This is a genomic window from Sphingopyxis soli (assembly GCF_018682675.1).
GTDB classification, from domain to species: domain Bacteria; phylum Pseudomonadota; class Alphaproteobacteria; order Sphingomonadales; family Sphingomonadaceae; genus Sphingopyxis; species Sphingopyxis soli.
Map to the genome: position 1 here is coordinate 1 of NZ_JAFMTR010000106.1, position 14,387 is coordinate 14,387.

Genomic DNA, 14,387 nt, shown 5'->3' on the forward strand with positions numbered 1-14,387 from the left:
GCCGTTGCACTTCAAATGTGAATCCACACCCGGATCAAGTCCGGGGTGACGAGACAAGGAAGGACAACCTGCGGTCCCTTCCCGCCGTCCGCTTAAGCGGCGGCCGCGGCCAGTTCGGGCGCCGACGACTGCGCCGTCAACACGGCATCGGCATAGTCGCTTTCATATTTGCCGATCAGCGCGCGGTCGTCGTGGTTCCACGGGTGGAAGCCCGGCATGAAATAGGCGAGCCAGGGGAAGAAGCTGCGGCGCAAGATGCCGGGGCTGCCGAGGAGATACCACCAGATCCGCGCGCTGACCCGCCAGCCGGTGAGACCGTCCTGCCGGAGCAGCGCCTTCATCCCCTTGACGCGGCGCGGCCAGAAGCGCGTCGTGACGAGCAGCATCATCAGCGACTTGGCGCGCCAGCGGCGAAAGCGGCTCCAGTCTTTCGTCGCGTGGAGCCAGGTGTCGTAGGCGACGCCCTTATGCTCGATCTCCTCGATCGCATGCCATTTCCACAAGGCGGCCCATTCCTCCTCGGCGCCCTCGTACATCCTGGGGTCCTTGAGCATCACCGCCGCCATCATCGCGGTGTAATGTTCGAGCGCGATCGTCGCCATCAGGTTGACGATCGGCGGGCGCGCCTTGATGAGCCCCATCACCTGGTCGACGTCGGCTTCGAGTTCCGACAGGTCGTATCCGGCTTCGGCAGCCTTCCGGTTGAAGACGACATGCTCGCGGCTGTGGATGACTTCCTGCTGGGTGAAGGCGCGGATCTCGCGCGCCAGCTTGTCGGGCACGCCCTCGCGGTGCGCCTTCACCGCCTCGATGAACATCGCCTCGCCCTTCGGAAAGGTCACCGACAGCGCGGTGTGGAACGCCGAGGCGATCGGGTCGCCGTTCAACCACCAGCGGCCCTGCCTGTCCTCGCGCCCGAAGCGGACGTCGCGCGGCGTTATCGTAAGGTCATTCGGGGTCGGGGAGTGCGAAAGGCTGGACATATGATCCTCACCGTCGGAAAGGGGTCTCAAGGACGTGGGGACGTCCCGTGGGGCGAATGATAGAGGTTACTTACAGTGGTGTCAATAGCAGTCAAGAAGCGCCTGAGTCCCGAGGAGAGCCGCGCGGCCGCGCTCGACGCCGCCCGCCAGATTCTGATCGAGAGCGGACCGCAGGCGGTGACGCTGAAAGCCGTCGCGGCGCGTATCGACCGCACGCACGCGAACCTGCTGCATCATTTCGGCAGCGCAGCGGGGCTGCACCAGGCGCTGATCGAAAGCATGGCGGAGTTCGTGACGACGACGATCCGCGAAACGGTGTTCCGCCAGCGCGCGAACGAGCAGAATCCGCGCGAAGTCGTCGACCTTGCCTTCGACGCTTTCGACACCGGCGGCGCCGGGGCGCTTGCAAGCTGGATGATCCTGTCGGGCAACGAGGATGCGCTCACCCCGATCCTGCAGGCGATCCACGACCTCGTCGAGGAATTGCGCGAGGAGCATAGCGAGGACGAGGCGCCGATCGAGGACGAGACGCTGCATCTGGTGCTGATGGCGCTCGGCGACGCGCTGTTCGGCGCCCCGCTCGCCCGCGCCCTCGGCCTGCCGCGCACCCGCGCCCGCGAGATCGCCTATGAATCGATGATCAACAGCGGGATCGGCAAGCGCGGGTGATGGCCTAGCCAAATCGCGCCTTTCCCACTAAAGGCGCCCGATGCATTTCCTCGACCAAGCAAAGATTTTCGTGAAGTCCGGCGACGGCGGCCCCGGCGCCGTGTCGTTCCGGCGCGAGAAATATATCGAATATGGCGGCCCCGACGGCGGCAACGGCGGCAAGGGCGGCGACATCGTGTTCGAAGCCGTCGCCGGCCTCAACACACTGATCGACTTTCGTTATACCCAGCATTTCAAGGCGCGCCGCGGCGCTCCCGGCGCGGGCCGCGACCGCACGGGCGCGGGCGGCGACGATCTGGTGATCCAGGTCCCGATCGGCACGCAGGTCCTGGCCGACGACGACGATCGCACCCTGCTGCTCGACCTCACCAAGGAGGGCGAGCGCGTCCGCTTCCTGCGCGGCGGCGACGGCGGCCGCGGCAACGCCAGCTACAAGACCTCGACCAACCGCGCGCCGCGCCAGCATGGCCCCGGCTGGCCGGGCGAAGAGGCGTGGGTCTGGCTGCGTTTGAAGCTGCTCGCCGACGCGGGGCTCGTCGGGCTGCCCAACGCGGGCAAGTCGACCTTCATCAACGCCGTCTCCAATGCACAGGCGAAGGTCGGCGCCTATGCTTTCACGACGACGCGCCCGCAGCTCGGCGTGGTCAGCCACAAGGGGCATGAATTCGTCGTCGCCGACATTCCGGGGCTGATCGAGGGCGCCGCCGACGGCGCGGGGATCGGCGACCGTTTCCTTGGCCATATCGAACGCTGCCGCGTCCTCCTCCACCTCGTCGACGCGAACGACGAGGATGTCGCGACCAGCTATCGCATCGTGCGCGACGAGCTCGAAGCCTATGGCGAAGGCCTGACCGACAAGCCGGTGGTGGTCGCGCTCAACAAGGTCGACACGCTCGACGACGAGCTGATCGCAGCGCTCTCGGCCGAACTGGAAGCCGAAAGCGGCTATCCGGTGATGGCGCTGTCGGGCGCCAGCGGCGCGGGCATCGAGGCGGTGCTCGACAAGCTGCTCGAAGCCGTCGGCCAACCCGAACCAGGCGCCGATCCCGACGAGGACGACGCATCGGGCGACTGGTCGCCGATCTGATCACCGCGCCTCCAGCACCATGTTGAACGGCCCTTCGGTCGCGCGGCGGATGCTCGCAAAGCCGCCATCGCGAACGACATCGGACAGTCGCGCCTCGCCCGCCTGCGCGCCCAGTCCCTCGCCGACCTCCTGATCGAGCGAGGTCGGCACGCAGATCATCGTCGACGCGTTGTAATAGAGGCGGCCGACCGGGGTCATATTGTCGGCGGGCGCATCGCCCGCGACCGGCTCGACGATCATCCATGTCCCGCCGGGCGCCAATATGCGGCGCATTTGCGCCGCGCAGCCGCGCGGGTCGCCCATGTCGTGCAGACAGTCGTACATGGTGATCAGGTCGAACCCCTCCTCGGCGATCTCCTTTGCCGCCGCGACCTCGAAGCGCACGCGATCGCCATAGCCATGACCTGCGGCGTGGCGGCGCGCCTCCTCGATCGACGGCGCGTGGAAATCGAAGCCGACGAACCGGCTTTCGGGATATGCGTCGGCCATCAGCAGGGTCGAGAAGCCGACCCCGCAGCCGACGTCGGCGACCGCCGCACCTCTCCGCAGTTTCGCCTCGACGCCATCGAGCGCGGGAATCCAGTTCTGGACGATGTTGTTGACATAGCCGGGACGAAAGAAGGCGCCCGTCGCGCAGAAGAGGCAACCGGCGTGGTCGCCCCAGCGCACTCCCGTGCCGTGGCGGAAACAGTCCTCGACCTTCGGCTGCGCCTCGATCATCGCGGCAATCAGGTCGAAGGCGCCGGCAAGATAGACCGGGCTGTCGCGATGGACGAACACCATCGCCTGTTCGGGCGAAAGGCTGAACCGCTCGCTTGCCGGATCATAGTCGACATAGCCGCTCGCTGCCTGCGCCAACGCCCATTCGCGGACATAGCGTTCGTGGAGATTGCCGGCGCGCGCCGCGAGATCGGCCGCGGTCGCGGACCCCTCCGCCAGCGCGTCGAACAGCCCGAGGCCGAACCCCAGCCGCACCGTCGGCACGCTCATTCCGCCGCCAAGGTCGCCGAGCATCTTGCCGACGAACGCGTGCAGTCTCTCTTCGTCCAAAGCGGTCGCCATCGCATCGCTCCTCACCCGATTGGCTTGCGACTCTCCAGAAGGGCTCGATGCAGCACGCGCTGCATAGCATAGCCGCGCGAAGCCCGCGATATTCGCATTGGCACCCCTGCCCGCGCACGCTATCGGCGGCGCATGTTGTTCGCGCCCGCCTCCTGCCCCAGGCTGATCGTCAAGATCGGATCGGCGCTGCTCGTCGACGAGGGCGGGGCGGTGCGGCGCGACTGGCTCAAGGGGATCGCCGCCGATATCGCGGAGCGGACACGCGCGGGCCAGCAGGTCGCGGTCGTCTCGTCGGGGGCGATCGCCCTCGGCGCGCGGCGGCTGGGGCTGGCCAAGGGCGGCCGCGCCAGCCTCGAGGATGCGCAGGCGGCGGCGGCGACCGGGCAGATCGCGCTCAGCCATGTCTGGGCCGAGGTGCTGGGCGCCGAGGGGCTCACCGCGGCGCAGATGCTGGTGACGCTCGACGACCTCGAGGATCGCCGCCGCTATCTCAACGCCTCGGCGACGCTCGACCGGCTTTTGAACCTCGGCGTCGTGCCGGTGATCAACGAAAATGACAGCGTCGCGACCGAGGAAATCCGCTTCGGCGACAACGACCGGCTCGCCGCGCGCGTCGCGCAGGCGGCGGCGGCGGGCGGCGTGATCCTGCTGTCCGATATCGACGGCCTCTACGACCGAAACCCCGCCCTCCCCGGCGCGACCCATATCGCGCGCATCGAACGCATCGACAGCGCGATCGAGGCGATGGCCGATGCCGGATCGGCGTCGGGCATGGGGTCGGGCGGGATGGTGTCGAAGATTGCGGCGGCGCGTATCGCCAACGCCGCGGGGGCGCATCTGGCGATCGCGTCGGGGCACATCGACCGGCCGCTCTCGACCGAGGCGCGGCACAGCCTGTTCGTCGCCGAAAAGGGCGCGAGCGCCCGCAAGGCATGGCTCGCGGGCGGACTGACCGCGAAGGGCCGGCTGACCATCGACGCCGGCGCGGCGAAGGCGCTGCGCGGCGGCGCGAGCCTGCTCGCCGCCGGGGTGACCGACGCGCGCGGCAGCTTCGCGCGCGGCGACATCCTCGACATCGCGGGCCCGGACGGCCGCGTGATCGCGCGCGGGCTTTCGGAATATCCCGCAGCTGACGCGGCGGCGATCCTCGGCCTCGGCCGCGACGCGCAGGAGGCCGCGCTCGGCTATGCCCCGCGCGCGGCGATCGTCCACCGCGACCATATGGTGCTGCTGTGACGAACCGTACGCTCGCGATGACCGGCGCGACCGGCTTCGTGGGCGGTGCAACCGTGCGGCAGGCGGTCGAAGCAGGCTGGCACGTCCGCGCGCTCACCCGCCGCGCGCAGGAACCACGCGAGGGGGTGACGTGGATTGCAGGCGCCCTCGATGACCCGCAAAGCCTGGCCGACATGGCGACCGGCGCCGATGCCGTGATGCATATCGCGGGCGTCGTGAACGTGCCCACCCGCGCCGCGTTCGAAGCGGGCAACGCCATCGCGACCGCCAATGTCGTCGACGCGGCGCGCGGCGCCGGGGTGCGGCGCTTCATCCATGTCTCCTCGCTCGCCGCACGCGAACCCGGGCTGTCGAATTACGGCTGGTCGAAGGAGCGCGCCGAACGCGTCGTCCTCGCCAGCGGGCTCGACTGGACGATCGTCCGCCCGCCCGCGGTGTTCGGCCCCGGCGACATCGAGATGCTCGACCTGTTCCGCATGGCGCGGCGCGGCGTAATGGTGCTGCCCCCGCGCGGGCGGATGTCGGCAATCTATGTCGAGGAACTCGCGCGCCTGCTCGTCGCGCTGGCGAGCGACGACGCGACGAGCATCGGCCAGACTTACGAGCCCGACGACGGCACCGCCGGCGGCTGGTCGCACAAGGACTTCGCGCAGGCGATCGGTGGCGCGGTCGGACGCGACCGCGTCGCGACGCTCGCGATCCCGGCGCCCCTGGTCAAGGCGGGCGGGCGGCTCGACAGGTTCGTGCGCGGCGACCGCGCGAAACTGACCCCCGACCGCGCGCGCTATATTTCGCATCCCGACTGGGCGGCGAGCGAGGGCGCGCACCCGCCCGCCGACCTGTGGCGACCATCGCTCCCGACGGCCGACGCGCTCGCCGAAACGGTGCGCTGGTATCGCGCCGAAGGCTGGCTCTGACGGCGCTCGTGGCCCACGGCGGCACACCGGTCGAAGCGTGCATTGCCAAGGACGGGGCGCAGCCCTAGGTTCCGGCGCATGACAGACAGTAGCGCGACGCCTCCGACCGACCCCGCCGGCCCCTGGGCCATCCCCGTCCGCCGCCCGCTGCCGGGCGAGGACAAGCGCAAGAGCGGCACCAGCTTCCCGCGCAAGGTCTGGAACCTGCTCGTCGGGATCAAGGACGCGCTGGCGCTGATCTTCCTCCTGATGTTCTTTGCGCTCCTTTTCGGGCTGCTCGCCGGGCGACCGAACGCCGCCTTGCCGGTCAGCGAGGGCGCGCTGCTGATCGATTTCAACGGTGTCGTGTCCGAACAGCCGTCCGACGTCGATCCGCTCGCGGCGCTGTCGGGCGGCAATCAGCTGAGGGAACTTCGCACCCGCGACGTCGTCCACGCGCTCGAAACCGCGGCGACCGACAGCCGCGTGACCTCGGTCGTGCTCGACCTCGACCGATTCCTCGGCGGCGGGCAGGTCTCGCTCGCCGAGATCGGCGCCGCGGTCGACAAGGTGCGCGCGAAGAACAAGCCCGTGCTCGCCTTTGCGACCGCCTACACCACCGACAGCTACCAGATCGCCGCCCATGCGAGCGAAATCTGGGCCGACGGCATCGGCGGCGTCGCGATCGCGGGGCCGGGCGGATCGCGCCTTTACTACAAGGGGCTGATGGACAAGCTCGGCGTCACCGCGCACATCTATCGCGTCGGCACCTTCAAGAGCGCGGTCGAACCCTATCTGCGCAGCGACCAGTCGCCCGAAGCGAAGGAGGCTGACCTCGCCTATGCCGGCGCCTTGTGGGAAAACTGGCTCACCGACGTCAAGAAGGCCCGCCCGAAAGCCAAGATCGACGCCTTCGTCGCCGACACCGCGGGCGCCGTGAAGGCCGCGGGCAACGACTTGTCGAAGGCCGGCGTCGATGCCGGCCTGATCGACAAGGTCGGCAGCCGCATGGCGTTCAGCGCGCGCGTCGCCGAAATCAGCGGCACCAGCGACGACAACCGGCCGTGGGAGTTCGCCGCGATCCCGCTCGAAAACTGGGTCGCCGCCAATCCGGTGAGCGAGGCGGGCGCCGCGATCGCGGTCGTCCCCGTGGTCGGCGAAATCGTCGATGGCGAGGCGCCGAACGGCAGCGCCGGCGGCGACACCGTCGCGCAGCACATCCTCGATGCGGTCGCCGACAGCGGCACGAAAGCCATTGTCCTGCGCGTCGACTCCCCCGGCGGGTCGGTGCTGGCGTCCGAGCAGATTCGCCAGGCGCTGCTGCAGGCGAAGGCGAAGAAACTGCCTGTCGTCGTTTCGATGGCAAATGTCGCCGCATCGGGCGGCTATTGGGTCTCGACCCCCGCCGACCGCATCTTCGCCGAGCCGGAGACGATCACCGGATCGATCGGGGTCTTCGGCATCATCCCGAGCTTCGACCAGGCGCTCGCGAAGATCGGCGTCAACGCCGACGGCATCGCGACGACGCCGCTGTCGGGCCAGCCCGACGTATTCGGCGGCGTGAACGACGAGTTCAACGCGCTCGCGCAGGCAAGCGTCGAGGACATCTATGCGCGCTTCACCGGCCTGGTCGCGAAGAGCCGCAAGCAGCCGATCGAGAAAATCCGTGCGATCGCCGAGGGCCGCGTCTGGGCCGGCGGCACCGCGCGCCAGATCGGCCTTGTCGACCAGTTCGGCGGGCTGCCCGATGCGCTGGCGGCCGCAGCGAAGCTGGCGAAGATCGACGGCGCCTTCCACGCCAAATATTATGAGGAAGAGCCGACCGAATTTTCGAAGATGATCGCAAGCCTGACCGGCGGCGAGCAGGAGCAGGAAGCGGCCGCGCCGCGCGGCTGGTTCGGCATCGCGGCGATGAACCGCGATCTCGTCCAGCGCCGGCTGGTGCAGGACCTGTCGCTGCTCGCGAAGACCGGGTCGGTGCAGGCCGCGTGCCTCGATTGCCGCGCCTTCCTGCCCGCCGTGCCGCGTACGGGCGGCCGCGAAGCGCAGGGGTTCCTCGCGACGCTGGCGTCGCTGCTGAAATAGACCGAAGCGGGAATTGCCTGGTCCCCCGCGAAGGCGGGGTCCATCACCCATCGGTGCTATTTCGAGCCGTCGGGAGATGGGTCCCCGCCTTCGCGGGGACGCACAGCGTTTTCAATGCTCCCGCCCGCTACGCCGCCAGCGCGACGCCCCGCGCGTGGTCGGCGATCGCCCCGGACAGCGTGTCGACGAGCGCGAGCGGCAGGTCGTGCCCCATGCCGGGGATCGTCATCAGCCGCGCGCGGGGAATATGCTCCGCCGTGTCGCGCCCGCCCGCGAGCGGGACGAGCGGGTCGGCCTCGCCATGGATCACCAGGGTCGGCGCCGTGATCGACTTCAGCATCGGCCGCCGGTCGCCGTCGGCGACGATCGCCGCCATCTGCCGCGCGACGCCCTGCGGATACCAGCCGCGCTCATAGTCGCCCCGGACGCGGCGTTGCAGCCGTTCCTCCTCGGCGGGATAATCGGGGCTGCCGATCACGCGCGCAGCGTTGACCGAGTAAGCGATCATCGCCTCGGGATCGCCGCTCATCGGGCGGTTGGCGAGCACGCGCATCGCCTCCTTCTGCGCGCGCGGCAGCCGCGGATTGCCGGTGGTCGACATGATCGACGTCAGCGACAGCACGCGCCCCGGATAGCGCGCCGCGATATGCTGCGCGATCATCCCCCCCATCGATGCCCCGACGACATGCGCCCGCTCGATGCCGAGATGGTCGAGCAGCGCCACACCGTCGGCCGCCATGTCGGCAAGCGTATAGGCGCTGCGCACCGGCAGCTTGAGCGCCGCCTTGACGAACATCCATTTGAGGTTGGGAACGCCCGCGGCATCGAAGCGCGTCGACAGGCCGACGTCGCGGTTGTCGTAGCGGATGACGCGAAAGCCGCGCGCGACGAGCGCGTCGACGAACTCGTCGGGCCATAAAGTCAGCTGTCCGCCCAACCCCATCACCAGCAGGATCGCGGGCGCATCCCTCGGCCCCTTGTCCTCATAGGTGATGCTGATCCCGTTCGCCGTCGCCTGTTCGGTCGCCATTCCGCCTTGATCCTCTGCCGTTAGCCGACCAACATGCCGCGAAGCGCGGCGCGGTCAAGCCGTCGCGGGACGATAATGCGCGGCGTCGGACTGAAACTCGGCGCGGCCATAGCCCGCGAGCTGGCGATTGATGCGCCGGACGAGGCGGCGGTCGGCAAGGTGACGCAGCACCGGCAGGCGCGAGGCAACGCGGTACGCCGTCATCCGTCCCGCGAGCGCAAGCATCGTCGCGCCATAGATCAGATGGTCGCGGCGGCCGACGGGCACCCCGACGCCGACGGCGCGTTCGGCATCGCCATTCAGGAACGCTTTCACGAAGAAGACCCGGCTGACCGACCGTTCGAGGCGGCGCTTGACCCGGCCCGCGGGCGACGGATCGGTCGACAGTTCGGCCTCCATCGTCGCGCGAAGCAGCCCGCCACAAATCGGGTCGTCATATTCGTAGCGCAGGGTCGCGCTGCGCGTGCGCCAGATGCGGACGATCTCTTGCGGCGTGTCGGCGAGCAGATCCTCGGGCAGGCCGAGCAGGAAGCAGCGATAACGCGCCAGTTCGACGCGCCCGCGCTCGATCCGGTTGAACGACGTGCGCCCGCTTTTGAGCACATCCTGCGACAGGAAATAGATCGGGATCAGCCCCGCGGGCATCTGGTCGAGCTGCGGGATCGGCACGCCATAGGTGTCGGCGTCCCACATCCCCGGCCGCGACAGCACATTGACGCGCACCATCGAATGCATCAGCCGCACCATCGCCGCCGCCTTGAAGCCCGGCCCGAAGCGGCGCAGCGCACCCGGCAGCGCGGTGGTCGCGAAAAAGGTTGCGGTCTCCTTCACCCGCCGCGCCGCAGTGGCGTGGCCGAGCGTACCGGTAAGCGCCATCGGCAGCGCCGAATATTTGTTGAGAAAGGTCGCGATGAAGGCGCCGCGGATCAGAAACGGCGCAAGGTTTGCGGTCGCGTTGCGCTCATAGGCCGCGCCTTCCTCGACCAGTTCCATATCGACCCAGTCGGGTTTCGCCTCCATTTCGCGGATCAGCGCCACGAGTTCGGGGGGCGCATCCTCGACCGCCTCGACCCCCTTGTCGCACGCCTCGACCAGCATCGCGACGCTGCGCTGGAACCCCAGTTTCGGCATCAGCGCGGCATAGGCATCGCCGGCGCGGTCGCCGAGCATCGTATATTCGCGGATGCGCGCGACGAGGTCGGCATCGCCCAGATAGGCTGCGCGATCGATCCCCTTCACGCGGCCAAGCTCGCTCACCGCCTCTGCTTCGGCCGCCCAGCGTTCGGGGGGACGGTCGAAATCGAAACGCCCGAACAGGTCGGGCAAGGCGGTGGCCTGGTCGCGGACCCGGCGGGCGATGGTGTCGAGCGCAGCGGTCATGGCACAAACAGTGCCACATTATTTGCCCTGTTGTCAGCCCGTCAATCGCGACCGGATCGACCGGCGCGGTCGCGACCGCGGTTTACGACGGGTTACCGGTGTCACGAGTCGGCGCAAAAAGCGGCGCACCGGGGGCGCGGCGGCGAAGGGCAGAATGAAGATGACCAGCGACAGCCCGACGATCCAGCGCCCGGTCGACACCGGATCGCTGCACGCGCTCGCGCAGCCGGGCGCCTCGACCCCGGCGCCGAAAAGGATCAACAATGTCGACAAAATTCGGCCAGTCCCCACGACGCGCTCCCCTGCGCGCCAGCCGCGATCCTATCGGATCAAAGTTAAACGGAGCGTTGCGGCTCGATTAGGCCGCTGTTTACCGCGATTCGCGGGGGCCCCTATAGGCCGGAAGCGCCAAAGACCAGCGAATTGCGAGCCCGCGCAGAATAAATCCGGCGACCGCACCGGCGACGGCGGCGAGCGGAGTGCCCGCACCGAGCCACAGCAGGGTGAGGAACAGTCCCGCCGCGAGCGCCGCCGCGGTGACATAGATTTCGGGCCGCATGATGATCGACGGCACCCCGGCCAGGATGTCGCGGATCGTTCCTCCGACGCAGCCGGTGATCACCCCCATCATCAGCGCCGGCACCGGCGGCACGCCCCAGGCAAGCGCCTTCGCCGTGCCGAATACGGCGTAAGCGGCCAGCCCGACCGCATCGGCCCACTCTAGGAGTTGCCCCTGCCACCAGCGTTCGGGGGTCAGCCAGACGACCAGCGCGATCGCGATGCACACGGCGGCGATCGCGCCGTCCTGCACCCAGAAGACCGGCGCGCCGATCAGCAGGTCGCGCACGCTGCCGCCACCGACGCCGGTCACCAGCGCAAAGAAACAGGCCGTGACGAGCGTCTGCCGCAGGCGCACCGCCATCAGTGCGCCCGACAGCGCGAAGACGCCGATGCCTGCAAGGTCGAGCAGGCGGATGAGGGTTTGGGTGTCCACAAGCAGCGGCATATCATTCTCGCCGACGTTACACGATCCTCCCTGTCGCGGAGCGATGGGAAGGGGACATCCGAAGGACGGTGGAGGGGCTGATACGTCTCGGCCCCTCCGTCAGCCCTGCGGGCCGCCACCTCCCCCTGGCTTCGCCACAGGGAGGATTCAGAGGTCAGATGTGGATCGGCTTCCCCGTCACCGCCATGGCGGCTTCCTTGATCGCCTCGCTGTGCGTCGGGTGGGCGTGACAGGTATAGGCGATGTCCTCGCTCGTCGCGCCGAATTCCATCGCCTGCGCCGCCTGCGCGATCATCGTGCCAGCGACGCTGGCGATGCACCAGACGCCGAGGACGCGGTCGCTCTTGGCGTCGGCGATCACCTTCACGAAGCCGTCGGGCTCGTGGTTGGTCTTGGCGCGGCTGTTCGCCAGCATCGGGAATTTGCCGACCTTGACCTCGCCGCGCTCCTTCGCCTGCTCTTCGGTCAGGCCGACGCCGGCGATTTCGGGCCAGGTGTACACGACCGACGGGATGACATCGTGGTTCACGATCCCGGTCAGTCCGGCGATATTCTCGGCGCAGGCGATGCCTTCGTCTTCGGCCTTGTGCGCGAGCATCGGGCCAGGGATGACGTCGCCGATCGCCCAGATGCCGGGAACGCTTGTGCGGAAATCATGGTCGGTTTCGATCTGGCCGCGCTGGTTGGTGGTCAGGCCCGCCTTGTCGAGACCAAGCCCTTCGGTGTTCGGACGGCGCCCGATCGACACGAGGACGACATCGGCTTCGAGCGTTTCGGCATCGCCGCCCGCCGCGGGTTCGAGCGTCAGCACCGCCTTCTTGCCCTTCACTTCGGCCTTGGTGACCTTGGTCTTGAGCTTGAATTCGATGCCCTGCTTCTTGAAGATCCTGTTCGCTTCCTTGCGGACGTCGCCGTCCATGCCGGGCAGGATCTGGTCGAGGAATTCGACGCAGGTGACCTTCGCGCCGAGGCGGCGCCACACGCTGCCGAGTTCCAGCCCGATCACGCCGCCGCCGATCACGACCATATGGCCGGGCACCTTCGCAAGCTCGAGCGCGCCGGTCGAATCGACGATGATCTGCTTGTCGTTATCGACCGCGACGCCCGGCAGCGGAGTGACCGACGAGCCGGTGGCGACGATGATGTTCTTCGCGCGGACGCTCTTGCCTGCCACCTCGACGGTGTCGGCCGACGTGAACTGCGCATAGCCCTTCAGCCAGTCGACCTTGTTCTTCTTGAACAGGAACTCGATGCCGCCGGTCAGGCCCTTCACCGCATCCTTGCGCTGGCCGTGCATGGCGCCGAGGTCGAGCTCGGGCTTAACCTTGATGCCCATCGCCGCCATCGCGCCGCCCGCCGCCGCCTCGAAATATTCCGACGCGTGGAGCATCGCCTTCGAGGGGATGCAGCCGACGTTGAGGCAGGTGCCGCCCAGCGTCTCGCGCCCTTCGGCGCACGCGGTCTTGAGGCCGAGCTGCGCCGCGCGGATCGCCGCGACATAACCGCCGGGGCCCGAACCGATAACAAGGACGTCGTAGTCGTAATCAGCCATAACTCACTCCATATGTGTTCCTGCGAACGCAGGAACCCAGGGTATCAAAGCGATAAGCTGTCGAACAAATCCAGCCACTGCGGATTATCGCGTTCGATCAGTTCAACCTTCCACGCCCGTTTCCATTTCTTCATCTGCAGTTCGCGCTGACGCGCCTGCTGGATGTCATCAAACGCTTCATACCAGACCAGCAGCGTACAACCATATTTCTTGCTGAAGCTGTCGATCACCCCATTGCGGTGCTGCCAAACCCGCTTCAGCAGATCGGCGGTAACACCCAAATATGTCGTCCCGTTGCGGCCACTGGCCATCAGGTAGAGATATCCGGGTTTGTGCACCTGCGCCTCCCGTGTTCCTGCGAACGCAGGAACCCAAGGTCAGATTGCACCGATATTGCAATCCCGCCCTGGGCTCCTGCGTTCGCAGGAGCACAAACATCAAAGATCGATGAGCAGCCGCGTCGGATCCTCGATCGCTTCCTTGATCGTCTTGAGGAAGGTCACGGCCTCGCGTCCGTCGATCAGCCGGTGGTCATAGCTCATCGCCAGATACATCATCGGGCGGATCACGATCTCGCCATTACGGACGACCGGGCGATCCTCGATGCGGTGGAGGCCGAGGACCGCCGACTGCGGCGGGTTGATGATCGGGGTCGACATCAGGCCGCCGAACACGCCGCCGTTCGAAATGGTGAAGGTGCCGCCGGTCATGTCGTCGATCGTCAGCGTGCCGTCCTTGGCGCGCTTGCCGAGGTCGGCGATGGCCTTCTCGATCTCGGCGAAGCTCATGCTGTCGGCGTTGCGGACGACGGGCACGACGAGGCCGTTCGGCGCGCTGACCGCGACCGAGACGTCGAGATAATTGTGATAGACGATCTCGTCGCCCTCGATCCGGGCGTTGACCGCCGGAATGTCATGCGCGGCGAGCGCGACGGCCTTGGTGAAGAAGCTCATGAAGCCGAGACGCACGCCATGCTTCTTCTCGAAGCTTTCACGGTAGCGGTCGCGCGTCGCGATCACGGCCGACATGTCGACGTCGTTGAACGTCGTCAGCATCGCCGCGGTCTCCTGCGCCGACTTCAGCCGCTTGGCGATCGTCTGGCGCAGGCGCGTCATCTTGACGCGCTCTTCCTGACGGCCCGGCGCACCGCTCGCAACGGGGGCCGCAGCAGGCGCCGGTGCCGGAGCGGCTTCGGCGGCCGGCGCGGCGCTGGCGGCGGCGAGCACATCTTCCTTGGTCAGGCGGCCGTCCTTGCCGGTGCCCTGGATCTTCGTCGGGTCGACGCCATGTTCCAGCACGAGGCGGCGCACGGCGGGCGACAGCGTCGTGACGCCGTCTTCGCTCGCGGTCGCCGGAGCAGGCGCTGCCGGGGCCGCCTGCGCCGGCGCGGGAGCCGCGGCG

At 68.1% G+C, this 14,387-nt stretch carries 14 protein-coding genes; 5 read left to right on the top strand and 9 right to left on the bottom strand.

Annotated elements, in window-relative coordinates; translation table 11 throughout:
- Positions 1 to 92: 92 nt before the first annotated feature.
- Positions 93 to 983 carry a metal-dependent hydrolase gene (locus J1N50_RS15995; RefSeq protein WP_215355525.1) on the bottom strand — a complete coding sequence of 297 codons (891 nt, stop codon included), beginning with the start codon at positions 981 to 983 and terminating at the stop codon, positions 93 to 95.
- Between the two features lie 84 nt (positions 984 to 1,067).
- Between J1N50_RS15995 and J1N50_RS16000 the strand changes: the two genes are divergently transcribed.
- Positions 1,068 to 1,652, top strand: a complete 585-nt coding sequence (locus tag J1N50_RS16000) for a TetR/AcrR family transcriptional regulator (RefSeq protein ID WP_215355549.1) — start codon at positions 1,068 to 1,070, stop codon at positions 1,650 to 1,652.
- A gap of 40 nt (positions 1,653 to 1,692) precedes the next feature.
- The gene (gene obgE / locus J1N50_RS16005) at positions 1,693 to 2,739 is read left to right on the top strand and encodes a GTPase ObgE (RefSeq protein ID WP_215355527.1); all 1,047 of its coding nucleotides are present in this window, start codon (positions 1,693 to 1,695) and stop codon (positions 2,737 to 2,739) included.
- On the opposite strand, the gene J1N50_RS16010 is transcribed toward obgE, so the two are convergent.
- A complete protein-coding gene (locus J1N50_RS16010; protein ID WP_215355529.1) occupies positions 2,740 to 3,801 on the bottom strand; it encodes a class I SAM-dependent methyltransferase in 1,062 nt (353 codons plus the stop codon). It lies immediately after the preceding gene.
- Positions 3,802 to 3,933: 132 nt separating this feature from the next.
- On the opposite strand from J1N50_RS16010, the gene proB reads away from it, so the two are divergent.
- The 3 genes from proB (at position 3,934) to sppA (ending at position 8,018) form a co-directional block, all read left to right on the top strand.
- Positions 3,934 to 5,037, top strand: a complete 1,104-nt coding sequence (proB, locus tag J1N50_RS16015; RefSeq protein WP_215355531.1) for a glutamate 5-kinase — start codon at positions 3,934 to 3,936, stop codon at positions 5,035 to 5,037.
- Positions 5,034 to 5,954, top strand: coding sequence for an SDR family oxidoreductase (locus J1N50_RS16020; RefSeq protein ID WP_485113998.1), 921 nt, complete (start codon positions 5,034 to 5,036; stop codon positions 5,952 to 5,954). Before proB ends, J1N50_RS16020 begins: the two co-directional genes overlap by 4 nt.
- A 78-nt stretch (positions 5,955 to 6,032) precedes the next feature.
- Positions 6,033 to 8,018, top strand: coding sequence for a signal peptide peptidase SppA (gene sppA / locus J1N50_RS16025; protein ID WP_215355533.1), 1,986 nt, complete (start codon positions 6,033 to 6,035; stop codon positions 8,016 to 8,018).
- A gap of 127 nt (positions 8,019 to 8,145) precedes the next feature.
- Here sppA and J1N50_RS16030 read toward each other — a convergent pair whose 3' ends face one another.
- From J1N50_RS16030 to odhB, 7 genes are all read right to left on the bottom strand, one after another.
- Positions 8,146 to 9,048, bottom strand: a complete 903-nt coding sequence (locus tag J1N50_RS16030) for an alpha/beta fold hydrolase (RefSeq protein WP_215355535.1) — start codon at positions 9,046 to 9,048, stop codon at positions 8,146 to 8,148.
- Positions 9,049 to 9,102: 54 nt separating this feature from the next.
- Positions 9,103 to 10,428: an oxygenase MpaB family protein gene (locus J1N50_RS16035; protein ID WP_215355537.1), complete on the bottom strand. Its 1,326-nt coding sequence runs from the start codon at positions 10,426 to 10,428 to the stop codon at positions 9,103 to 9,105.
- A gap of 33 nt (positions 10,429 to 10,461) precedes the next feature.
- Positions 10,462 to 10,692, bottom strand: coding sequence for a hypothetical protein (locus J1N50_RS16040; protein WP_215355539.1), 231 nt, complete (start codon positions 10,690 to 10,692; stop codon positions 10,462 to 10,464).
- A 106-nt stretch (positions 10,693 to 10,798) separates the two neighbouring features.
- On the bottom strand, positions 10,799 to 11,434 hold the full coding sequence (locus J1N50_RS16045) for a trimeric intracellular cation channel family protein (protein WP_215355541.1): 636 nt from the start codon (positions 11,432 to 11,434) through the stop codon (positions 10,799 to 10,801).
- Between the two features lie 154 nt (positions 11,435 to 11,588).
- A complete protein-coding gene (gene lpdA / locus J1N50_RS16050; protein WP_215355543.1) occupies positions 11,589 to 12,986 on the bottom strand; it encodes a dihydrolipoyl dehydrogenase in 1,398 nt (465 codons plus the stop codon).
- 44 nt (positions 12,987 to 13,030) lie between these two features.
- Complete coding sequence (locus J1N50_RS16055; protein ID WP_343227903.1) at positions 13,031 to 13,324, bottom strand: GIY-YIG nuclease family protein; 294 nt, start codon at positions 13,322 to 13,324, stop codon at positions 13,031 to 13,033.
- A 99-nt stretch (positions 13,325 to 13,423) separates the two neighbouring features.
- Positions 13,424 to 14,387: 2-oxoglutarate dehydrogenase complex dihydrolipoyllysine-residue succinyltransferase (odhB, locus tag J1N50_RS16060; RefSeq protein WP_215355547.1), on the bottom strand; the 964-nt coding region annotated here is incomplete at its 5' end.

What these genes read in the sequence shown, in the direction of transcription:
- J1N50_RS16010 (WP_215355529.1), bottom strand. Translation starts at nt 3,801, where the DNA reads ATGGCGACCGCTTTGGACGAAGAGAGACTGCACGCGTTCGTCGGCAAG.
- sppA (WP_215355533.1), top strand. Translation starts at nt 6,033, where the DNA reads ATGACAGACAGTAGCGCGACGCCTCCGACCGACCCCGCCGGCCCCTGG.
- J1N50_RS15995 (WP_215355525.1), bottom strand. Translation starts at nt 983, where the DNA reads ATGTCCAGCCTTTCGCACTCCCCGACCCCGAATGACCTTACGATAACG.
- lpdA (WP_215355543.1), bottom strand. Translation starts at nt 12,986, where the DNA reads ATGGCTGATTACGACTACGACGTCCTTGTTATCGGTTCGGGCCCCGGC.
- J1N50_RS16030 (WP_215355535.1), bottom strand. Translation starts at nt 9,048, where the DNA reads ATGGCGACCGAACAGGCGACGGCGAACGGGATCAGCATCACCTATGAG.
- J1N50_RS16035 (WP_215355537.1), bottom strand. Translation starts at nt 10,428, where the DNA reads ATGACCGCTGCGCTCGACACCATCGCCCGCCGGGTCCGCGACCAGGCC.
- obgE (WP_215355527.1), top strand. Translation starts at nt 1,693, where the DNA reads ATGCATTTCCTCGACCAAGCAAAGATTTTCGTGAAGTCCGGCGACGGC.
- proB (WP_215355531.1), top strand. Translation starts at nt 3,934, where the DNA reads ATGTTGTTCGCGCCCGCCTCCTGCCCCAGGCTGATCGTCAAGATCGGA.
- J1N50_RS16045 (WP_215355541.1), bottom strand. Translation starts at nt 11,434, where the DNA reads ATGCCGCTGCTTGTGGACACCCAAACCCTCATCCGCCTGCTCGACCTT.